General features: G+C 63.2%; 20 protein-coding genes. 11 read left to right on the top strand and 9 right to left on the bottom strand.

Features of this window, described 5'->3' with window-relative positions:
* Nucleotide 1: 1 nt before the first annotated feature.
* The gene (locus V8192_RS01735; protein WP_341631337.1) at nucleotides 2-1753 is read right to left on the bottom strand and encodes a hypothetical protein; all 1752 of its coding nucleotides are present in this window, start codon (nucleotides 1751-1753) and stop codon (nucleotides 2-4) included.
* Nucleotides 1754-1943: 190 nt separating this feature from the next.
* On the opposite strand from V8192_RS01735, the gene V8192_RS01740 reads away from it, so the two are divergent.
* Nucleotides 1944-3500, top strand: coding sequence for a glycosyltransferase family 39 protein (locus V8192_RS01740; protein ID WP_341631338.1), 1557 nt, complete (start codon nucleotides 1944-1946; stop codon nucleotides 3498-3500).
* Between the two features lie 66 nt (nucleotides 3501-3566).
* On the top strand, nucleotides 3567-4277 hold the full coding sequence (locus tag V8192_RS01745) for an EF-hand domain-containing protein (protein WP_341631339.1): 711 nt from the start codon (nucleotides 3567-3569) through the stop codon (nucleotides 4275-4277).
* Between the two features lie 67 nt (nucleotides 4278-4344).
* Here the strand turns inward: V8192_RS01745 and V8192_RS01750 are convergent, their stop codons facing one another.
* From V8192_RS01750 to V8192_RS01770, 5 genes are all read right to left on the bottom strand, one after another.
* On the bottom strand, nucleotides 4345-5637 hold the full coding sequence (locus tag V8192_RS01750) for a class I SAM-dependent methyltransferase (RefSeq protein ID WP_341631340.1): 1293 nt from the start codon (nucleotides 5635-5637) through the stop codon (nucleotides 4345-4347).
* A 73-nt stretch (nucleotides 5638-5710) separates the two neighbouring features.
* Nucleotides 5711-6559 (bottom strand): oxygenase MpaB family protein, encoded by an 849-nt coding sequence (locus V8192_RS01755; protein ID WP_341631341.1) that lies wholly within the window; start codon nucleotides 6557-6559, stop codon nucleotides 5711-5713.
* 1 nt (nucleotide 6560) lies between these two features.
* Nucleotides 6561-7736 (bottom strand): dual-specificity RNA methyltransferase RlmN, encoded by a 1176-nt coding sequence (gene rlmN, locus V8192_RS01760; protein ID WP_341631342.1) that lies wholly within the window; start codon nucleotides 7734-7736, stop codon nucleotides 6561-6563.
* A gap of 24 nt (nucleotides 7737-7760) precedes the next feature.
* Nucleotides 7761-8258 carry a hypothetical protein gene (locus V8192_RS01765; protein WP_341631343.1) on the bottom strand — a complete coding sequence of 166 codons (498 nt, stop codon included), beginning with the start codon at nucleotides 8256-8258 and terminating at the stop codon, nucleotides 7761-7763.
* A gap of 137 nt (nucleotides 8259-8395) precedes the next feature.
* Nucleotides 8396-8581 (bottom strand): hypothetical protein, encoded by a 186-nt coding sequence (locus V8192_RS01770; protein ID WP_341631344.1) that lies wholly within the window; start codon nucleotides 8579-8581, stop codon nucleotides 8396-8398.
* Nucleotides 8582-8800: 219 nt separating this feature from the next.
* Between V8192_RS01770 and V8192_RS01775 the strand changes: the two genes are divergently transcribed.
* The 5 genes from V8192_RS01775 (at nucleotide 8801) to V8192_RS01795 (ending at nucleotide 13414) form a co-directional block, all read left to right on the top strand.
* Complete coding sequence (locus V8192_RS01775; protein ID WP_341632283.1) at nucleotides 8801-9712, top strand: sulfite exporter TauE/SafE family protein; 912 nt, start codon at nucleotides 8801-8803, stop codon at nucleotides 9710-9712.
* Entirely contained in the window at nucleotides 9709-10476 is a 768-nt protein-coding gene (locus V8192_RS01780) for a TIGR02186 family protein (RefSeq protein ID WP_341631345.1), read from the top strand. Before V8192_RS01775 ends, V8192_RS01780 begins: the two co-directional genes overlap by 4 nt.
* A 74-nt stretch (nucleotides 10477-10550) precedes the next feature.
* Nucleotides 10551-12242 carry an ATP-binding protein gene (locus tag V8192_RS01785; protein ID WP_373276324.1) on the top strand — a complete coding sequence of 564 codons (1692 nt, stop codon included), beginning with the start codon at nucleotides 10551-10553 and terminating at the stop codon, nucleotides 12240-12242.
* 164 nt (nucleotides 12243-12406) lie between these two features.
* Nucleotides 12407-13165, top strand: a complete 759-nt coding sequence (locus V8192_RS01790) for an EI24 domain-containing protein (RefSeq protein WP_341631347.1) — start codon at nucleotides 12407-12409, stop codon at nucleotides 13163-13165.
* 51 nt (nucleotides 13166-13216) lie between these two features.
* Entirely contained in the window at nucleotides 13217-13414 is a 198-nt protein-coding gene (locus V8192_RS01795) for a hypothetical protein (protein WP_341631348.1), read from the top strand.
* 178 nt (nucleotides 13415-13592) lie between these two features.
* On the opposite strand, the gene V8192_RS01800 is transcribed toward V8192_RS01795, so the two are convergent.
* Entirely contained in the window at nucleotides 13593-14681 is a 1089-nt protein-coding gene (locus V8192_RS01800) for a M23 family metallopeptidase (protein ID WP_341631349.1), read from the bottom strand.
* Between the two features lie 99 nt (nucleotides 14682-14780).
* On the opposite strand from V8192_RS01800, the gene V8192_RS01805 reads away from it, so the two are divergent.
* The 4 genes from V8192_RS01805 to V8192_RS01820 all read left to right on the top strand — a co-directional run bounded on the left by V8192_RS01805 (nucleotide 14781) and on the right by V8192_RS01820 (nucleotide 18873).
* Nucleotides 14781-17300, top strand: a complete 2520-nt coding sequence (locus tag V8192_RS01805; protein ID WP_341631350.1) for a helicase-related protein — start codon at nucleotides 14781-14783, stop codon at nucleotides 17298-17300.
* On the top strand, nucleotides 17297-17569 hold the full coding sequence (locus V8192_RS01810) for an RNA-binding S4 domain-containing protein (RefSeq protein ID WP_341631351.1): 273 nt from the start codon (nucleotides 17297-17299) through the stop codon (nucleotides 17567-17569). Before V8192_RS01805 ends, V8192_RS01810 begins: the two co-directional genes overlap by 4 nt.
* A 27-nt stretch (nucleotides 17570-17596) precedes the next feature.
* Complete coding sequence (fdxA, locus tag V8192_RS01815; protein WP_341631352.1) at nucleotides 17597-17935, top strand: ferredoxin FdxA; 339 nt, start codon at nucleotides 17597-17599, stop codon at nucleotides 17933-17935.
* Between the two features lie 83 nt (nucleotides 17936-18018).
* Complete coding sequence (locus tag V8192_RS01820; protein WP_341631353.1) at nucleotides 18019-18873, top strand: MipA/OmpV family protein; 855 nt, start codon at nucleotides 18019-18021, stop codon at nucleotides 18871-18873.
* Between the two features lie 33 nt (nucleotides 18874-18906).
* Here the strand turns inward: V8192_RS01820 and cysN are convergent, their stop codons facing one another.
* Entirely contained in the window at nucleotides 18907-20808 is a 1902-nt protein-coding gene (cysN, locus tag V8192_RS01825) for a sulfate adenylyltransferase subunit CysN (protein ID WP_341631354.1), read from the bottom strand.
* Nucleotides 20805-21710, bottom strand: coding sequence for a sulfate adenylyltransferase subunit CysD (cysD, locus tag V8192_RS01830; RefSeq protein WP_341631355.1), 906 nt, complete (start codon nucleotides 21708-21710; stop codon nucleotides 20805-20807). Before cysD ends, cysN begins: the two co-directional genes overlap by 4 nt.

Raw genomic sequence — 21710 nt, forward strand, 5'->3', positions numbered from 1 at the left:
CTCACTTCGTCGGTCGCTCGAATTCGGTTGGAACAACGGCCGCGTGCAGGCACCCTGGCTTCATCCGGCCAACCGTCTGGTCGAGCAATTCGAACCTCGGGCTCTGCTCCGGAACGTTCAGACCAAAGCCAACCCGGTGCATGTCATTGCGCGTGATCATCGTCACCGGCCCCATGTCGCAAAGCCGGCCGATGAGTTCCGCGTTCACGCGGTTGCCGGAGAAACGCAGCGGACGGTTACGCAGGTCCGGCAGGTTGCGGACCTGGTCGAGCGGGTGGACTGCCCAGCCTCCGTCGGCAGGATTGGAAACCGCGGTATCGATCACCACGAACGGCGTGTCCTGACGCGCGACGAGCTTCTCCAGCGAAAGATACGGCCGGGCGAACGCGTGGGTCGTTACGAGCAGAGCGGGAATTGCGACCAGCGCTGTGATCGCGCTCAAGGACAGGGCCAGGCCGTCTGCTTGCGCGCCGAGGCGCCGTGCGAGCTCGCGGTAACCAAAGCCCGCGAGCAGCGCGAAACTGCCGAGATAGGGACTTAGATATCTGAAGCCCCAGCCGAGGCCCTGATAGGGCAGCAGGATCATCACGATAACGAGCCACAGGACGATGCCGAACAACAGCGCTCCAGCAAGACTGCCACCCCGCCGCATTGCGACGGGCACAGCTGCAACGAGCAAAGGCAACAACGCGAGGTTCTGCCAGGCAAGGAAACGCATCAGGTTCAGCACCATCAAACCGGTAGTCCCGGGGGTTCGGTGAAGAAGCAGCGGCAGGACGCGCTCGGTGAGGAAGTTCCGGTGTGTTTCGCCGACGCCGCTCGCTGATCCGGCCTGAACGGCGGGGAGCATAGGGTAATAGGCCCACCACAAGACGATCGCGGAGTAAGCGAGAGCATAAACCAGGACGAGGCGCCAATGGCCCTCGCGCAATCGCCAGAGGAGGAATGGCGCAACAAACACCGGATGAAAGACCAGTTGGTGCAGTCCGACGGCGACGAAACCAGTCAGAATGGCAATTGCATGACCGCTCTTTCCCCCGCGCTGGAATGCCGCAAGCCAGATGAGGTTCAACGCCATGTGCGCCGTCACCGAGAAAGCCGTCATCGCGTTGACGAGCATCTGGGCGGACAGGACGTAAACGAGCAACACCACCCAGCAGGCCCGTTCGTCGTGAGTACCGAACTCCCTGCGGGCGACGTCGAGCAAGGCTGCTGCGCCGGCGACCGCCAGGAGCGGGTTCAGCCAGACCGGATCAGCTAGCTTCGAGAATGCAAGCCTCAGCAGCGCATTCATCGGGAGATAGCCCGAGACGAGCCCGGTCGGCATTCTCTCGTTGAGAAGGAAGTCTGGAACGAGCGCTCCGGCATACGGCCGCCAGCCTGGAGCCAATGGCATCGCCAGGCGCCACCGGTCATAGACCGCCATGTCGAATACGACCATGTGCTCGTCGCGCGAGAGCGGATATTCGCCGAACACCGCGTACGCCCCCAGGACGACCAGCGCCGCAACAGCAGCAGCAAATGACAGCAACACCCAAAGGTGCGGAAGACGCGAGGGCAGCCGCCACTCGGGAGCCTTGAACGCGGCAATACATACGACGCCCGAAAGGACGATGAGGACCAGCGCGTCCTGCGATTGCGCTTGGTAAAGCGTCAGGGCATTGCCCGTGACCCTGAGACAGCCGATCGCTGCGAGGAGCAGAATGACGGCAACGCCGGCCGTCGTTCTCCGCCACTCAATCGCCTGCCCCATTCCCTCTCCCCTTCGTAAAGCCGCGTTAAGCATAAAATCCAAAGAAAGGGTTGAGTGACCCTGCATCTCCGGGGCCAGATTCCAAACTCGCCATGATTCTTGCGCTCGTGAGGGCGTCGCCGGCCTGATCGTTCACCATTCACAGCGAATTACGAGGCGTTAACCATATTGGCCCTAGGCAAACCGCAACATGGACGCAGCTTCGTCACTTAACCGGCCGGCCGCTCAGCGCCTCGAATGGCGTCCAACTGCGCTTCAGCTGACGATCGGGCTGACGCTTCTCGCCTTTGCTCTTCGAGTGATTGATCTTGGCGGGCGCCCCCTGTGGCTCGACGAGGCATATAGCGCTTGGTTCTCGAGCCGCGGCTGGCACGAACTGTGGATACAGGTACCGACCTACGAGCCGCACCCCCCATTCTACTATTCACTGCTCAAGATCTGGCGCCTGCTGTTCGGGGGAAGTGCAGTTGCGCTTCGAACTTTCTCTCTTGCCCTTGCACTGGCCACAATTCCGCTCGTCACGGCCGCAAGCCGCGAGCTCGAGCGCCAGAGGCCAACTGGCCATCCGATGCTCAGTGCAGGCATTGCGGGCTTTCTTGCAGCCGCCGCGCCGACTCTCGTGCTGCTCGGGCAGGAAGCGCGCCCCTATCCGCTGCTGATCATCGCCTATGCGCTCGCCAGTCTCGGTGTGCTCCGCCTCATCCGTGAGTTCGGAAGTGGTCCGGGAACGTGGCGTTCCTGGCTGATGCTCGCCGCCGGCACCGAGCTTGGCCTTTGGGCGCACGGACTCGGCATCATTTATGCGGCCTGCCTCGGCGCCGCCGTTGCTCCCGTCTGGCTCAGGGGGATCGATCGAACCCGTCTGCTGCGAGGACTTGCCGCGAGCAGTCTCATCATCCTGCTCTACCTTCCCTGCCTGCTGATGATTCTGAATCGCGCCGCCGACTGGAGCGGCAAGGGCTGGTTGACGTGGAGCCCGATCATGGCGCTCCAGCTTCTTAGTCTCTACGCCGTCCCGGTCGAAGTCCTGACCGTCGGCACTGCAATTGCTGCCCTCATCATGCTTCTTCTTGCCAAGCGGGCCGTCCAGTACTGCCTGAAAACGCCAGGCTGGTCGGGGGAGCGCGCCGTCCTCCTCCTCTGGTGGGGGCCGCCGCTGACCGCGATCCTGATCTCGCAGCTGATGATGCCGGTCTTCCTCATCCGTACCCTGGCGCCGACCCTGGTTCCGGCCGCGCTTGCACTCGGGCGATCGCTTGCCCGAACCGAGTCCGCTCGCGAGCGGGTCTACTTGTGCCTTGCGCTCGTGATCACCCTTATTCCGGGCAGCGTTGAACTTGCGAAGCGCCCTGCAACAGAGCCCTGGGATAAAGTCGCGGCCTATCTCAACCAGAACGTGCACCCGGGCGACCAGGTCTGGCTGTATCCCAACGATAGCGCCCTTCCCCTGGTCCAAGCCGGCGCGTCGATGACGATGCGCGGGATTCCGGGAAACTATCCTGCCGTTGGAATGAAGGGGCCGATCCGCGCGGGCTCTCCTGCGGTCGTCTCCGTGACCGCGGCTCAGGCTGCCCTGCTCGTCAGGGACCGGGCAATCGATGAAACGCACACAGTCTGGCTCGTCACCCGCCAGAGCGGCGTGTTCGATCCCTCGAACGACATGCCTGCAGCGCTTGCCCGCACTCGCCGAGCCGCGCCGACCCAGAAATGGGGCTACATAAACGTGACGCCTTATTACCGCCGCTGACCGTTCAATCAGCAGAAAGCTTGGTTGATTTAGCGCTTCCTCAATCTTGATGAGGAGGCAAAGGTAATGAACAGGCTTCTAATCGGCAGCGCTGCCGCTTCGCTACTCCTTGCATTTGCCCCGTCGGTTGCGCAGCCCGCGCCTCCTCCGCCGGGCGTGGCGCAGGGAACAGCACCTGCGACATCCGCGCCCCAGCTTCTCCCCAGGCATGAAGTCCGGATGAAGATCATGTCGGACAGGGTCATGACCCGTGCGGACGTGGGTGAACATGTTCGCAGGCTCTTTGCCCGCTTTGATTCAAACCATGACGGCTTCATTACGCGTGAAGAGATCGCCTCCGCCGGAAAAGGCATGATGGCCATGCACCGCGACATGGAAAAGCGCGTTCCAGAGCACGCGATGATGATGGGCGACCGCTCGGCACTCTTTGACCGGCTCGATACCAATCACGACGGCAGCATCAGTCGCCAGGAGTTCATGGCGAGCCGGTCGGAGGTTCGCGAACAGCGCGTGATCATCATGCATCCCGACGGCGCTGCGACTGGCCAGTCACCAATGCCGGGCATGCAGGAAATGCGCATGCACGCGATGGGCGGCTTTGGCGGACACCTGTTCGAGATGGCCGACACCAACCACGACGGCCGCGTGTCACTTCAGGAAGCGCAAGCTGCCGCGCTTGCCCACTTCGATCGGGCCGATCTCAATCATGATGGCAAGCTGACGCCTGAAGAGCGCCAACAGGCCCACGAGCTAATGCGCGAGCACCATCGAAGCTAAGTCGCTCCCGCAATTGGCTCGCCTTCGGGGGTATCAGGGGGCGGCCGCCTGCGGCGAGCCTATCTCCTCAGGCTACCGTCGGCTCGAACGTCTTTCTGGGTCGAGCGGGCCGCGACTTCTTGACGGAAGCCGTGGGTATCGACCCGAGCTCACGGTAACGCCGCTCCGCTTCAAGCATGTAATCGCGCGTTATCGGAAGCGCGCGCCGATCGCGGATGTACTGCACCTGATAATTGCAGGCGGCGCCGTTCTCGAACATCACGATGCCGCCGGCGAGATAGAATTCCCACATGCGGAAGAACCGCGCATCGTACATCTGCTCGATCTGTGCACGCGCGACCTTCGCACGCTCGAGCCAGTGCCTCAACGTTAGCCCATAATGGAGGCGCAGGTTCTCGACGTCGCTGGCGATCAACCGGACCTTCTCGCTGGAGGATGCCATGTCGCTGAGGGAGGGCAGGTAATAGCCTGGGAAGATCCATTTGTCGGTGAAGGGATCGGGTGAGTTTGATGCCTCGCCGAGCTTGCCGATCGTGTGAAGCAGCATCACGCCTTGCGGCTTCAGCAGCGTCCTGCACTTGGCGAAGAACTCGTAATAATGCTTGATTCCGACATGCTCGAACATTCCAACTGAAACGATGCGGTCGAATTTCTCCTCGAGCAGCCGGTAGTCCTTGAGCTCGAACTTCACATGGTCGGAAACGCCAGCCTCGGCGGCGCGCTGGCGAGCGATCTTCAGCTGGCGCTCCGAAAGCGTGACGCCGAGCACGTCTACATTCGCCACCTTGTGGAGGAACAGCGCCATGCCGCCCCAGCCGCAGCCGATGTCGAGAACGCGCTGTCCGGGTTCCAGCGCAAGCTTGGCCGCGATATGGGCTTTCTTGTCGAGCTGGGCCTGCTCGAGGCTGTTCGCCGGATCTGTGAAATAGGCGCAGCTGTACTGCTTGTCCTCCTCGAGAAACAATTCATACAGCTCGTCCTTCAGATCGTAATGATGCGCGACGTTGCGCCGGGCCCGTTTCAGGTTGTTTTGCTTGAACAGCCTGGCAAGATTCAATTTGCCCTTTGACAGGGCCTTGCGGCCCTCGCCCCAATCTTCCCATCGGTTGGAACCGACAATCATCTCCAGAAGATCGAGTATCGTCCCATCCTCGATCACCAGCCGCGCATCCATATAGGCTTCGCCCAGGCCAAGGCGCGGGTTCTTCAAGATTTCGAATGCGACCTTGCGGTCGGTAAATTGCACCGTCAGATGCTTGCCTCCGCCCGCGCCGTAGGTTTGGGCGGGCTTGCCCGGCAATTTCAGCGTGATGCTGCCCTTTGTGAGCAGCTTGTCCACGAGCCTACCGATCAGCGACATGGCTCTTCACTCCGTTCCATTTGTGGGGCGAATTGCCATGCGTGGCGCCGCGCCGCAATTGATACAACGCAATTCAGTGTGATTTGCGGTGCCGCTCGCCCGCGAAGGCCCAGCGGATGGTCTGCGCAATGCCAAAGGTCGCGCCGCGCACGAACGGGGGCGCCAGAGGACGCGCCAGTCCATGCATCTCGCGTGCAAAGCGTGGCATGAGGTCAACAGCAGCATTCATCAAAAGCCGCCGGACGGGAGCTTCACCGAGCGATTTCGCGGGCGCCTTGAGCACCAGGTCCCGGAACGCCCGCGTACGCTGATCGGCCCTGAGATCGCGCTGAAACTCATGGACGAGCCGTTCGGCCTCGGCGCGCGTGGCGGGGACCGGATCAGCGTCCAGAAGCCGCGCGATCTCGCCGCTCTCGGCGAAATAGCGATCCTGGTCGACGAGGCTCATCTGCGGTTCGGCGTAGCGCCGCCATGCTTCCAGGAAATTGATCGCGCCGGCCACATGAACCCAGGCGAGGAGCAGCCGGTCTGTCGCTCGATATCGGGTGCCGTCCGGCAACGCGCCGCTGACCTGTTCGTGAATTGCCTTGACGCGAGCAATTGCTCCAAGCGCATCATCGCGATGTCCGAAGGTCGTGAGGGCGATGAACCGCGCTGTCCGGCGTAACCGACCGAGCTGGTCTTCGGCGACGTCGCTGTGGTCCCAAACGCCACCGAGCGCCGCCGGATGCAGCATCTGCGTCAGGAGCGCCGCAATCCCGCCGACCATCATGGAGATCACGTCGCCGTGGACACGGCGGATGACTGCGCCCGGTGGAAAGAGCGCCTCATCAGACGCCGGCACGGGCTTCTCGCCCCTTGATTGGTCGTTGAACGTGATGCGCACCTGCCGCACCAGGGCACGGCGGACCGGGGCGAGCATGTCAGGCTGCCTCGCGGCTCCGCCGCCTGCGTTCCGCGGCGGTCTTCAGCTGACCGCAGGCGGCGTCGATGTCGCGGCCGCGCGGTGTTCGTACCGGCGCGGAAATTCCAGCTTCGAAGATGATGTTACTGAAGGCCCTGATGCGCGTCTCGCTCGAGCATTCATAAGGCGTCCCGGGCCAAGGATTGAAGGGAATGAGGTTGACCTTCGCCGGCAACTTATACTTGCGGATGAGGCGGACCAGTTCGCGTGCATCCTGGTCGCTGTCGTTCTTGTCCTTGAGCATCACATATTCGAACGTGATCCGGCGCGCATTGTTGGCGCCGGGGTATGCGGCGCAGGCCTCCAGCAATTGCTCGATCCCGAACTTGCGGTTGAGCGGCACGATCTCGTCGCGGACCTCCTTGCTGACGGCGTGCAGCGAGACTGCGAGATTGACCCCGATCTCTTCGCCTGCACGGGCCATCATCGGGATCACACCGGAGGTGGACAGCGTGATCCGCCGCCGCGACAGCCCCAGTCCGTCCCCGTCCATCACGATCTTCAGCGCGTCGCGGACGTTGTCGAAATTGTAGAGCGGCTCGCCCATGCCCATCATGACGATGTTGGTGAGCATCCGGCCTTCCGGCTGGCTCGGCCATTCTCCGAGCGCGTCGCGGGCCAGCATCACCTGGCCGACGATCTCGGCCGGCTCGAGATTGCGCACGAGGGCCATCGTTCCGGTGTGGCAGAAGCGGCAGTTGAGCGTGCAGCCGACCTGACTCGACACGCACAGCGTCCCGCGACCGGGGTCGGGGATGAACACCATTTCGAAATCGTGTCCGTCGTGGGTCTGGAGGAGCCACTTGCGAGTGCCATCGGACGAAACCTGCGCCTCGACCACAACGGGACGCGAAATCGTGAAACGCTCGGCGAACCAGCCGCGCTGCGCCTTGGCGATGTCGCTCATGTCCGCAAAATCGCTGACGCCGCGATTGTAGATCCAGTGCCAGACCTGCTTTGCCCGGAGCTTTGCCTGGCGCGGTTCGAGACCGGCCGCCTCGAACTCGGCGAGGATCCGGTCCTTCGTCATGCCAACCAGTTCCACCCGTCCGTCGGCACGCGCGGTTGCGGCCCTCGGGACAGGCACAGGATCGGCGGCGCCTGGAATCGGCATCAGGGTCGTGTCAGCACTCATCGGAAGGCGGCTATGTAGTTAGGATCAGCGGATTTTGCCAGCACCGCGAAGGGAGCAGCGCGCCGCGGCGGCATCGATTGCCGTCGGAGCGCCGTCAAGCAGATAAGGATCCGAGAAGTGCGCGCCGGCCTCGTCCCGGCTCTCGATGCGCATCGAGGTTCCATCGCGTAGCGCGGCAATGATGGCCTGCGCCTGAAGCGGGCCCCGGCTCCAGGCCCATCCGGCCCGCGTAACCAGCAGGAACGGCTGATCGCCAACCTGGAGCATGACGCTCGAATCTGCACGCGGCACCCGGCTCAGCCGCGCATGAAATTCTCCCCAACGCCGATGGTCAGGCGTGAAAGTGACGCCGGCGACCGGCTGCACCTTGTCCTTTGGCGCAATCTTCTGCGAGCGCGACAAGGCTTCGCAAGTATCGCCCCGGTCTATCGCGGCCCAGGCCCCGCCTGCATAGACGATGCTTCCGCGCGCCTCTGCTGCGCTCGCTGTCATCGTCAGCGCGAGGATCAGTGCGATTTTCACGTACAGGAAGGCTAACAGCCGCGGGACGGCTTCGCCATGCCCCAGTCATCAGACGAAGCGACGGTCATCCCCAAGGATCTCCGGGACGAACCTGCTCCTGGGGGACGCCCTTATCTGTTGCGGAAAGGAATGACTTGTCAGGATTCGCTGACGGGCTCCAGCTTCTCGCCGGTTTCCACGACCACGAGGGAGCCGGCAACAAGCTGCACCAGTTCGCCGGTCTCGAGCTTCATGCGGCAGACCTTCCGCAGGAAGCGCCGGTCCTGAAATTCGTAGACGGTAACCTCGTCACCGTTCCCGTCCCTCACCGAAATAGTACGCACAAACCCCACTCCGCTCTCCCCTGAAGGCGGACGATTCGGCGGACAAAACTTAACCTGGTTTGGTTTTTGTGCAATGGTCCGCTTTGCATGCGTCTTGGACCGACCGCCAGCTGCGGGGATCGATATCGCTGCCAGGCCGTCGTCAAACCATTCGGCGGTGCATTTCGAAATGCACGCAACTTGGCCGGACGCGCTGTTTGCGGCTAGTCCATGAAAACGATGGACATCTACCTCCCGATCGCGGGCCAGTCGGTCAACGCGCTGTTCATCGTCGTTCTCGGCTTTCTTGTGGGCGTGCTGTCCGGAATGTTCGGCGTCGGCGGCGGGTTTCTCACGACACCGTTGCTCATCTTCTACGGAATTCCGCCCACCGTCGCGGTCGCCTCGGCAGCAACACAGATTACCGGCGCCAGCGTTTCGGGTGTCATGGTGCACATGCGCCGGGGAGGCGTCGACCTCAAGATGGGCGGCGTGATGATCGTCGGCGGCTTCTTCGGATCGGTCGTCGGGGCTGCGCTGTTCCGGCTCCTCCAGTCGAGCGGCCAGATCGATGTGGTCATCGGCCTCCTCTATGTCCTCATCCTGACCTCGATCGGTACGCTGATGCTGAAGGACAGCCTGACGGCGCTCGGCTTTCTGCCAGGCCCTGCCCCAGACCAGCCCCGGCCGCGTCACAATCGATGGGTCGCATCGCTGCCGTTTCGCTGGCGCTTTCACGGATCCGGGCTCTACATTTCGCCCGTCGCACCCGTCGCGCTTGGCTTTCTTGCCGGAATGCTCACCGTGTTCCTCGGTATCGGCGGCGGCTTCATCCTTGTACCCGCGATGATCTACCTCCTCAACATGCCGGCGCGGATCGTCATTGGCACGAGCCTCTTCATGGTTCTCGCGGTCAGTGCCGGAACCACGATGGTCCACGCGATCACGACCCGTGCGGTCGACGTCGTCCTTGCAGGATTGCTGCTGGTCGGGGGCGTGATCGGCGCGCAGTACGGCGCTTTGCTTGCACTGAGGGTCAAGCCCGACATGCTGCGCCTTGCTCTGGGGGTGATTATCCTCCTGGTGGCGCTGAGGATGTTCCTCGGGCTGTTCTGGCACCCAGATGAGATCTTCTCGATCGAATATCTGTGAAGCGCACGCTCCCCCCGGTCCTGCTTGCCCTTCTTGCTCCGCTCCTGATCGGGACCGACAAGCCCGTGCTGGTGCCCGACATTTCCGCGCGCCAAGTGCAGATTCGTTACAGCTTCACCGGCGCCCAGCTTCTGCTGTTCGGCGCCGTCATCTATCCCGGCGGTCGGCCGCCGGACCGCGAGCTCGACATTGCAGTCGTTCTGCGCGGGCCCGTCCAGCCCATCCTCGTCAGGGAAAAGCAGAAAATCGCCGGTATCTGGATGAATGCGGACTCCAACCGTTTCCGGTCCGCGCCGAGCTTTTATGCGGTCGCCTCTTCACGTCCCATCGGCGATCTTCTCGATGAGCGTACTGCCGCCATTTATGAGCTTGGTGTCCACAATCTCCAGTTGTCGCCCGGCGGCGGCGCATTGCCGGAGAAGGAGCGACGCTTCGAAGCTGGCCTTCTCGACCTTCGCACCCGGAGCGGACTATATTCCGAGAGCCCGCGCGGCGTCGAAATCACCAGCGGAGTCCTCTACCGGGCCGTAATCACCATTCCGAGCCAGGTGCCTGTCGGAACCTACACCGCCGAAACCTTCCTTATCGACCGCCACAAGGTGATCGCCGCAGCGACGCGCGACATCCAGATCAACAAGTCGGGCTTTGAGCGCTATGTCGCGCTTGCGGCCCGCCGCCACCGGTTCCTTTATGGCCTTGCCTGCGTCCTTCTTTCGCTGGGGCTCGGCTTTGCTGCCGCAATGGCGTTCCGGCGCCGGTTCTAACACCTGTCCTAAAGTTAATCTTAACCGCTTCGCGCTATGCCGCTTCGCAATAGGAGTGGGAGCGAATGGAGAACATGGACGATCAGCCCGATCTGCGGGAGTTCCTCAATCAGGTCAGCAGTTTCCAGGAGGAAGGCGCGCCGGAAGCACCGGCAAAGCCCACCGCCGCCGCCGTCAAGGCCGGCGCCATCGGCCGGGTCGTGGAGATCGCCGGCTCGGGCTCCCAGATTCGCCTCGATGCCCAGAAGGTGGCTGATCTCCAGTCCCACAAGGATGCCTCGATTGCCATGTCGGGCCAGGTGGGCAGCCAGATCAAGACGGTAGTTGGCAACAGCTGGCTGATCGCCAACGTGCGCACCTTGAAGGCTGGTGATGACGGCGACCTCGTCGCTTACGTAGATTTCCTTGGTGAAGGCACTCGCGATTCGAACGGCAAGATGAGCAACTTCCGCCGAGGCGTCACCCGGTACCCGATCCCGGGCGCCGAGATTCTTCCGGTCTCGACCGAGGACATGCGCGCGATTTTCGCGGCCAGCGATGAGCCCCATATCGAGATCGGCACCGTCTATCCGACCGACGATATCCGCGGCGCGCTTTACGTCGACCCGATGCTCGGCAAGCATTTCGCGGTATTGGGATCAACCGGCACCGGCAAGTCGACCTCGGTCTCGCTGATCCTTCATCGCATCTCCGAGCTCAGCCCCGAAGGTCACATCGTGATGATCGACCCTCACGGTGAATATTCGGCCGCGTTCAAGGGCTGCGGTGAGCTGTTCAATGTCGACAACCTGCAGCTGCCCTATTGGCTGATGAATTTCGAGGAGCATTGCGAAGTCCTCCTCACCACGCAGGGAGCGGAGCGCGAGCGCGATTCCGACATCCTTGCAAAATGCCTCCTTGCCGCCCGCACCAAGGGCAAGGACATGAGCCAGTATGGCAAGGTTACGGTCGATAGCCCCATTCCCTACCTCCTGACCGATCTCAACGGGATCATCGTCAACGAGATGGGCAAGCTGGACCGCGCCGGCGATACCTTGCCATTCCAGCGACTGAAGACGAAGCTCGACGAGCTTCGCGCTGACCCTCGTTACACCTTCATGTTCTCAGGAATGCTGGTGTCGGATTCGATGGGAAGCTTCGTCGCCAAATTGTTCCGGCTTCCGAGCCAGGGCCGTCCGATCTCGATCGTCGACGTTTCGGGTGTCCCCTCAGAGGTGACCTCGGTCGTGGTGTCAGTCCTCGCCCGGATGGTATTCGACTATGCAATCTGGTCGAGAACCGAGGCGCAGCGCCCGCTCCTGCTCGTCTGCGAAGAAGCGCACCGATACGTTCCCAAGGACGAGAACGCCGGCGGCCAGGCCGTGCGCAAGATCCTGGAAAGGATAGCCAAGGAGGGCCGCAAGTACGGTGTGTCGCTGGGTCTCATCACGCAGCGCCCGTCGGATCTTGCCGAGGGCGTGCTGTCGCAGTGCGGCACCATCATCTCAATGCGTCTCAACAACGACCGCGACCAAGCCTGTGTCCGAGCGGCGATGCCCGAAGGCGCCCGCGGCTTCCTCGATGCGATCCCGGCGCTTCGGAACCGCGAATGCATCGTGTGCGGTGAAGGCGTCGCGATCCCGATCCGCGTGCGGTTCGACGACCTTGAGCCGGAGAAGCGGCCTGCCTCGTCCGATCCAAGTTTTGCACGTCTGTGGCGCGAGACCGGTGACGAACCGGGCATCATCTCGCGAACCATAAAGCGCTGGCGGGGCCACGGCCGCTAGGATTGAAATGACGGAGCAAGGACGAGGGGCGCCTGGTCCCCTCGCCGGCTTCGCGGGAGACGAGCCTGGGCAATTGTCCGGCGTTCCACTGCGTTCTTCCACAAAGCAGTCGGGGGCCGTTTCTCTCGATTGCATCATAGCCTCGCCACGCGCGTTCAGCACTGATGCTGCGTGCCATTGCCCTCGCATTCGCGGATCTGGGACAGCCCCGCGTGATGGCAATCCTGTTCCAGGCGCTTGCCGCCGCTTTGCTCGTCTTCGTTGCCGCCGCGGCGCTGATCTTCTGGCTGCTGGCGGGTTCCGATCCCTGCTCGAGCATCGGAGTTTCTTCCTGCAAACTTGACGCGGGAGCGGGAGGCATCGGCGCGATCCTCCTTACCTTGCTTGCCGGCTGGTTCCTGTTTCCCGCAGTTGCAATCATGGTGATCACGACATTCGCCGACCGCATTTCGCGGACGGTCGAGGAGCACCGTTATCCGGCGGCGGCCAAGAAGGCGCACCCCATCGGCATCGCCCGGGGGGCCGTCATGGGCCTTCGATCCGCCGGACGCCTCATCCTCTTCAATATTCTCGCGCTCCCCTTTTACCTGCTGCTCCTGATCACCGGAATCGGACCCTTTGTCCTCTTTATCATCGTCAACGGCATTGCGTTCGGGAGGGACCTGGCCGAACTCGCGGCGGCGAGGCACGGAGACCGGGCATCGCGCCGCGCATGGCTCCGGGCGACGCGCGGTGAGCAGCACCTCATCGGGACGGTCGTCAGCATCCTTTTTCTGGTCCCTTTTTTGAACCTCATCGCGCCCGTCGTCGGAACGGCTGCTGCAATCCACCTGTTCAACCGTTCCTTCTGGACGACCAGCGACAGGAGCAAGGAGTTCGCCGCGTCAGGCGATCAACCTGCCGTTATCGAGAAGCACTCATGAACGGCCGTTTCTATAAGCTCACGATCGACGGACGACGGGCGGGAGCAATAGATGGACCTCAATTACCTTTTCCACCGGCAGCAGGTCGAACGGACGCGGGCAGAGGCGGCGGGTAGCGAAGAAGCGCGGGCTGCGCATGAGCAGCTGGCGCGCTGCTACGAAGCGCAAATCAATCAGGCGACCGGCAGGGAGTTCGAATTCCCCGCCGAGGCTCACATCGAAAGCAACCGGTCGAAGAACGAACGGTAGCGTCGAAGCGCGATCCTGAGTGTGGTCTTGTCCATTAGGACCTCCAGACCGGCGATCTGGGCAAATTTCACGCCTCCGGGACGAACGGCCGTGCAGCGAGCTGGTTCCGGCTTTTGAGACGAACCTCAGACCGGCCGTCCGTCATGAATTCAGGCGCCCCGGCAACGTGCGGGCGTCCCTAGGTTCGCTTCGTCCCTATGCTCAGAAGCGCCTTCAGCCGCTCCTTGATCCCGTCCGCAATCTTGGTGTCGATCACCCTCGCGCTCGTGAAACGCACTGCGAGCGGATTAACCGGCTGGCCGCTCATCCGAACCTCGAAATGCAGATGGGGACCGGTCGAAAGGCCTGACGAACCGACATAGCCGATGAGCTGCCCCTGGCGCACGAAGCTTCCCGGCTGGGCGACGATCTCGCTCATGTGGCCGTAGAGGCTGACGAGCCCGCCTCCGTGCGCGATCTGCACCTCGCGCCCGTAGCCGCCGGACCAGCCGGCGCCGATTACCTGCCCGTCTCCGGCCGCGACGATGGGGCTGCCCCAGCCGGCGCCGATGTCGACGCCCGCATGGAAGCGGGTGAAATGCAGGATCGGATGATAGCGGTTCCCGAAATAGGAGGTGATCGGGCCGTTGGCTGGCATCGCGAGGCCGCTGCTGGTTGGGGCCGGGCGAGCCATATCCGCCGCATTGATCCATTCGCTGCCGCCTCCCGTCGTCCACCTGACGAGCTGAAGGGCGGCAGCTCCGAAGCGGTCGAGGCCGGCATAGAGCAATTGCCTGTCGGTGCCGAGCACGAGATCGAAGCTGTCGCTGGGTTCGACCGCACCGACGTCGATCTGCGTCGCGAGAGCCGCAAGATATTGTGCAGCCACCTGCGGTGACGCCCCCGCCGCGCGCAGCGACCAGTAGAGGCCCTCACCGGCACGGCCGCGGATTCGCTGGGGTCCGATCGGCGATACCGCTGGCCTTTCGGCGCCTGCGCTCACCTGGACCGTAACCGCGCGTTTCGGAACGTATCCGACCTCCGAGACCATTGGGGTCGGCGCCATTGGCATCCCGGTCACGCCGCCGCCGGACAGGGGTGCAACACCAAGGGCATGCCATTGCTGCTGCCGGTCCGGGGCCATCGGAACCGGCGGAAGCGAAGCCCAGGCAACACCGCTGAACAACAGCGCCAAGGCGCCCACGGCTGCCCACGGCTGATGGCGCCGCAGAGCGATCGTCCGGGCTTTCGTTCGGCGGCCGAACATCTGGGCATGATCGATCGGCATCAACACGCGGGCTGGTCTCTCGAATCGAGGTTAAGACCGCCTTAAAAGTGCGATGAAAGGAACCTTGCGCTTCGCCGAAGCGCTGCCACATTGATCATGATGGCGCGCCGTTCTGACGCTCCGGTCCGGGCCATCCTCGGGCCGACCAATACCGGGAAGACCCATCTCGCGATCGAGCGGATGTGCGGCCACTCCTCGGGTGTCATCGGCTTTCCGCTGCGTCTTCTCGCCCGCGAGGTCTACGACCGGGTCGTAACCATGAAGGGCGAGAGCCAGGTCGCCTTGCTCACCGGCGAAGAGCGTATCGTCCCGCCCCGCGCCCGCTACTTCCTATGTACTGCCGAGAGCATGCCCGTCTCGGGCGGCGATGCCCATCACGACGAGGAAATCGGTCGGGATTTCGCCTTCGCCGCAATCGACGAGGCACAGCTCGGCATCGATCCTGAGCGGGGCCACGTCTTTACCGACCGGATGCTCCGCGCCCGTGGGCGCGAGGAGACTCTGATTCTGGGATCCGACACTCTTCGGCCAATCGTCCGGGCGCTCCTCCCCGACGCCGAGATCGTCAGCCGGCCCCGTTTCTCGACGCTTCGCTATGCGGGAAGTGTCAAGCTGTCCCGCCTGCCGCCACGATCGGCGGTCGTCGCCTTCTCTGCCGAGCAGGTTTACGCGCTTGCCGAGATGCTCCGCCGCTTCAAGGGCGGTGCCGCCGTCGTCATGGGGGCGCTCTCGCCCGCGACCCGCAACGCGCAGGTTGCAATGTTCCAGCGAGGCGAGGTCGACTACCTCGTGGCAACCGACGCGATCGGCATGGGCCTCAACATGGATGTTACCCATGTCGCATTTGCCGGCCTCGAGAAATTCGATGGCCGCCGTGATCGCCGCCTCACCATCGCCGAAATGGCGCAGATCGCGGGCCGCGCGGGGCGACATCAGAAGGACGGCACCTTCGGCACCCTTGGCATAACGGAGGACAGCGGAGGCTTCAGCGAGGAGGAAATTGCGGCGATCGAGGAGCACCGCTTCCGGCCGCTCGACAGCGTTTACTGGCGCAACGCCGAACTCGACTTCACGGATGTCAGAACGCTCATCAGCAGTCTCGAGGAAAGAAGCGACGACCCGCTCCTGAGCTCGGCACCCGAGGCGATCGACCTCGCCGTGCTGAAGCTCATCGCGGAGGACCCGGCGATAGCAGCGAAAGTGGGCGTCCAGGCCCGCCGACTGTGGGCCGCGTGCGGTCTTCCCGATTTCCGGAAAGTCGGCCCGATGCATCATGCCCGGATGGTGCGCCGTCTCTTTTCCTACACCGGCGAGGGCGGCCACGTGCCGCACGAGTGGTTTGCCGCCGAGGTCGCGCGCCTCGACAATGTAAGCGGCGATATCGAGGCGCTGGCCGACCGTCTCGCAGGAATTCGCAGCTGGGCCTACATCGCGCATCGCGCCGACTGGCTGAAGGAACCGGCGAAATGGGCAGAGCGGACGCGGGAGGTCGAGGCACGGCTCAGCGATGCCCTGCATGAACGGCTGACCCAACGCTTTGTCGATCGCCGGACCGCAGTTCTCGTTCGCGACATCGGCGCCCGCGGCTCCGATGCACTTCCCGTCACCGTTGCGGCTGACGGGGAGGTCAGCGTCGGCCCGGAACCAATCGGGCATCTCTCGGGCTTCGACTTCCGGGTCGATCCCACCGCAAGGCTCGCCGACAAGCGCCTTCTGCTTGCTGCGGCCGAGCGCCGGCTGGGCGACGAGCTCGATCGCCGGGCCCGTGCGCTGGTGGAGGCGGGCGACCAGGCCTTCGAGCTCTCGGTCGAGGAAAGTGGCGGCATCGCGGTCATGTGGGAGGGGCATGTGCTCGCGCGCCTCGCGCCGGGTCGCTCGCTGCTCGAACCTGCACTCCGCACCGCCCGCGCGCTCGATCGCCTGTCGGCTCCGACCCGAGCGGCGCTGCGCGAGCGGCTCGAGCGCTGGCTCGACGCCCAGATCGATCGCCACCTGCGTCCCCTAAAGTCGCTGGCTGCGGCAGCAAGCGACCCTGCAAGCTCGCCTGGAGTGCGTGCGCTTGCCGCGATGCTGACCGATGCCGGCGGAATCCTTCCCCGCAAAAGCGCTCTTAGCGCCATCGCCCATCTCGAGCAGCCGGACCGGCAGGCCTTGCATCGCCTGCGCGTTCGTCTGGGTCCGCTCGACGTGTTCCTGCCGCTGCTGCTGAAGCCGGCCGCCCAGCAATGGCGCGGCGCCCTGCTTGCAGTGAGGCAGGGCCAGACGATGCCGGTGCTCCCGCGCCCGGGATCTGCGACGCTTGCCGGCGACGCCGATCCGCGCGGCGCGGCCCTTGCCTACCGAAGGCTCGGCTCCGTCTGGCTTCGGATCGACCTTGCGGACCGGCTCGCAAGCCATGCGCGCAAGGTCCGTTCTGCCGGCGGAGAGGATCCGGTCGATCGGGCCCTGGCCGTTTCCATCGGCCTTGGCGAGGATGCGCTTTCCCGGCTTATGAACGAGATTGGCTTCACTCGTGCCGGCGATGCCTGGCGCTGGCGCGGCCGGCGGGGGCCGAGGACCGATCGCAGGGGAGCGTCCAGCCACGCCTTTGCCGAATTGGAGAAGCTGCGCCGAAAGTGAGGATCGATCGCTTCCTCTTCTTCATCCGCCTCCAAAAAAGCAGGACGCTTGCTCAGTCGCTGATCGAAAAGGGGCATGTCCGCCTCGACGGCAGGCGCGTCGAGAAAGCGAGCGAGGAAGTCCGCGTCGGCAGCACGCTCGCCTTTCCGCTTCACGACAAAGTGCGCGTTCTGAGGGTCCTCAGCCTCCCCTCAAGACGGGGTCCCGCATCCGAAGCGCACGCCTGCTACGAGGAAGTGGGAATTGACGAGGCCAGACCCGCGACCTAGCGAGACGTGCGAAGGAGCCATGCATCAATGACTTACGTCGTCACCGACGCCTGCATCAAATGCAAATATATGGACTGCGTCGAGGTCTGCCCCGTCGATTGCTTCTACGAAGGCGAAGTGATGCTGGTCATCAACCCCAACGAGTGCATCGACTGCGGGGTATGCGAGCCCGAATGCCCCGCCGAGGCAATCCTTCCCGACACCGAAAGCGGGCTCGAGAAATGGCTCGAGCTCAACTCGAGCTTTTCCGCGGACTGGCCGAACATCACACGCAAGAAAGACAGTCCGGCGGATGCCGACGATCACAAAGGAGAAGAGGGCAAGTACGACAAGTACTTCACGCCCGATGCCGGAGCTGGCGACTGAGTCGTTACTGGAGAGGTTCTAGGCCGGAACTTCCCATCGGTTTGTCCGCTATGGCGGTGCCGGAAAGGAAACGGGGGATTCCCATGCACCGATTCGCATGCATTGCGCTTGTTGCTGCTTGCTTCACGAGCTCTGCCGGGCTCGCACAGTCATCCCCATCAGCAACGCTTCCGACTCCGCAGGAGATCGCGAACAAGGATAGTCTCACGGTGGGCGTCGGTGCGGCAGTGCTCCCGGATTACGAGGGCTCGGACGATTATCGCATCATTCCTGCGGGCGCGATCCGCGGCAAGCTTGACGGTATCTCGTTCATCACGCGGGGCACCTACCTTTACGTCGACGTCGTTCCCAGCTCAGGCAAGTTCGGGTTCGATGCCGGCCCGATCATCGGAGCTCGCTTCGACCGCCGCCATCACACCGATGATCCAGTCGTGAGACTGATGGCCAAGCGCAAGACCGCGATCGAAGCCGGCGGATTTGTCGGCGTCAGCTTTCGCGGGCTGACCAACCCCTATGATACGCTCGCGCTTCGTCTCGACGTGCTCCACGACATCGGCAGCGCGCACAAGTCGACTGTTGTGGCTCCCAATGTCGATTTCTCGACACCCTTGTCGCGCAAGACCTATGCGAGCCTCAACGTTGGTGCCGAGTTCGTCACCAACAAGTTCGCCGATTATTATTTCAGTGTCGGACCAGCCGATTCCCTCGCCACAGGCGGCGCGCTTCCTGTCTTCGATGCGGGTGGCGGCATGAAGAATTGGAAAACCTCGTTGCTGCTCAACCAGTCGATTACCGGCGACCTTCTGCACGGTTTCTCGGTCTTCGGTCTGGGCCAATATTCGCGCCTGGTCGGCGATTTCAGACGCTCCCCGATCGTCTCGCAGCGCGGGAGTCCCAGCCAGTGGATCGGCGCGCTCGGCCTTGCGTACACCTGGTAGCCGGCCCTTGCGCGGGCCTGGAGGGCAATCCGGTCAGGCCGAGCGCCGTTTCGTCAATTCCTCGACGATGAGTTCGGCCGCCTCCTCGGCACTGAGCTTCGTCGTATCGATGCGGATTTCGGGCGCTTCGGGCTCCTCGTAGGGACTGTCGATGCCGGTGAAGTTCTTGAGTTCGCCGGCGCGCGCCTTGGCATAAAGTCCCTTGGCGTCGCGCATCTCCGCCTCAGCAAGGGGCGTATCGATGAAGATCTCGATGAACTCGCCCTCGGGCATCATCTTGCGGACCATTTCGCGCTCGGCGCGGAACGGCGAGATGAACGCCGTGAGGACGATGAGGCCTGCGTCCGCCATGAGCCTTGCGACCTCGCCGACCCGCCGGATATTCTCGATTCTGTCAGCATCGGTGAAACCAAGGTCGCGATTGAGCCCGTGACGCACGTTGTCGCCGTCCAGAAGGAACGTGTGGCGACCGCGTCCCACCAGCGCTTTTTCGACCAGGTTTGCAATGGTCGACTTGCCCGCCCCCGACAATCCCGTGAACCAGAGCACCGCCGGCTTCTGGCCCTTGAGCGTCGCATGGGTTTCACGGCCGACGTCCAGGTGCTGGCGATGGATGTTGAGCGCGCGACGTAGCGCAAAATGGAGCATCCCGCAGGCGGCCGTCGCATTGGTGAGCTTGTCGATGAGGATGAAGCCGCCAAGTACGCGGTTGGGACCCGATCCCTCGACCGCATAGGGCTCGAACACGATCTCGCGGTCGGTGGCGATTTCCGCGATCCCGATCGCGTTCATTGCAAGCGATTTCGCGGCGAGATGATCAAGCGTGTTGACGTTGATCTCATACTTGGGCTCGTGGACGGTCGCAGTGACGGTCTGTGTGCCGATCTTCATCCAGTAGCCGCGGCCGGGAATCAGCTCATGGTCGTCCATCCAGACGATCGCCGCTTCGAACTGGTCGGCGGCTTCAGGGGGATCGTCTGCAGCGGCGATCACGTCCCCGCGCGAACAATCCAGCTCGTCGCCCAGAGTAAGCGTCACCGACTGGCCGGCAACCGCCCGCTCGAGGTAGCCGCCGGCGCCGAGGATCCGGTCGATCTTCGTCACCCGGCCCGACGGCAGCACGCGCACCTTGGTGCCAGGCGTCACCGTTCCCGAAGCAATCTGCCCCGCGAAACCCCGGAAATCCTGATTGGGACGGCTGACCGCCTGCACCGCGATCCGGAAAGGCTTCTGCGCGTCGCCCGTCAAGTCGAGTGGAACTGTATCGAGGTGGTCGAGAAGGGTTGGACCTTCGTACCATCCCATGGCGGCACTCGGCCCGGCGACATTGTCGCCGGCTAGGCCCGACACCGGGATGGCGAGCCAGTCCGCAAGCCCGATCTTTTGCGCAAAAGAACGGTAATCGGCGACGATCGCCTCGAAGGCCCCCGGATCGTAATCCACCAGGTCCATCTTGTTCACCGCGAGCACGAAGCGGCGCACACCGACGAGCTGCGCCAGATAGGAATGCCGGCGCGTCTGGGTGAGAACGCCCTTTCGCGCATCGACCAGCAAGACCGCAAGTTCGGCGGTCGAGGCACCAGTCACCATGTTTCGCGTGTACTGTTCGTGCCCCGGCGTATCGGCGACGATGAACTTGCGCTTCTCGCTTGCAAAATAGCGATAGGCGACATCGATGGTGATGCCCTGCTCGCGTTCAGCCGACAGGCCATCGACTAGCAATGCAAAGTCGATGGCTTCGCCCTGCGTCCCGTGCTTCCTGCTGTCACTCTCGAGCAGCGCCAGCTGGTCGTCGAACACCTGCCGGGTTTCATAGAGAAGCCGCCCGATCAGCGTCGATTTGCCATCATCGACGCTGCCGCAGGTGATAAACCGGAGGAGCTCCTTGTGCTCCTGTTCGGCAAGCCAGGCCTTGATGTCGGCTGGCGAGCTCAAAAATAGCCCTCCTGCTTCTTCTTCTCCATCGATGCACTTCCCGAGTCGCGGTCGATCGCCCGGCCCTGCCGCTCGCTGACCGGGCTCGTCAGCATCTCGGCGATGATGTCCTCGACGCTGGACGCCTTGCTTTCGACGGCTCCCGACAATGGATAGCAGCCAAGCGTCCTGAACCGCACGGTGCGATGAACGACCTTTTCGCCCGCCTGCAGCCGCATGCGCTCATCATCGACCACCAGGATGAGGCCATTCCGTTCGACCGTCGGCCGCTCCGCTGCAAAGTAGAGAGGCACGACCTTGATCCCCTCGCGAAGGATATATTGCCAGACGTCCAGTTCGGTCCAATTGGACAAGGGAAAGACGCGCATGGTCTCCCCCCTGTTCTTCCTGACATTATAGAGCGACCAGAGCTCCGGACGCTGCCGTTTGGGGTCCCACCGGTGGTTCTTGTCACGGAAGCTGAACACTCGTTCTTTGGCCCGGCTTTTCTCTTCGTCACGCCGAGCGCCACCGAACGCCGCGTCGAAACCATAGGTATCGAGGGCCTGGCGGAGCCCCTCCGTCTTCCACATGTCTGTGTGGATCGGGCCGTGGTCGAACGGATTGATGCCCTTATCGAGAGCCTCGGGGTTACGATAGACGATGAGCTCTATGCCTTGCTCCGCAGCGACCTCGTCGCGCTCTTGGTACATGAGCTTGAACTTCCAGGTGGTGTCCACGTGGAGCAGCGGGAACGGAAGCGAGCCGGGCAGGAAGGCCTTCTTGGCGAGGTGCAGCATTACCGCCGAATCCTTGCCCATCGAATAGAGCATAACCGGTCGCGCAGCCTCGGCGACCGTCTCGCGCAGGATGAAGATGCTTTCTGCCTCGAGGCGGTCGAGGTGGGACAGTCCGTTGATCAT

It is taken from the genome of Sphingomonas agri (assembly GCF_038148795.1).
Taxonomy (GTDB): Bacteria; Pseudomonadota; Alphaproteobacteria; order Sphingomonadales; family Sphingomonadaceae; genus Sphingomicrobium; species Sphingomicrobium agri.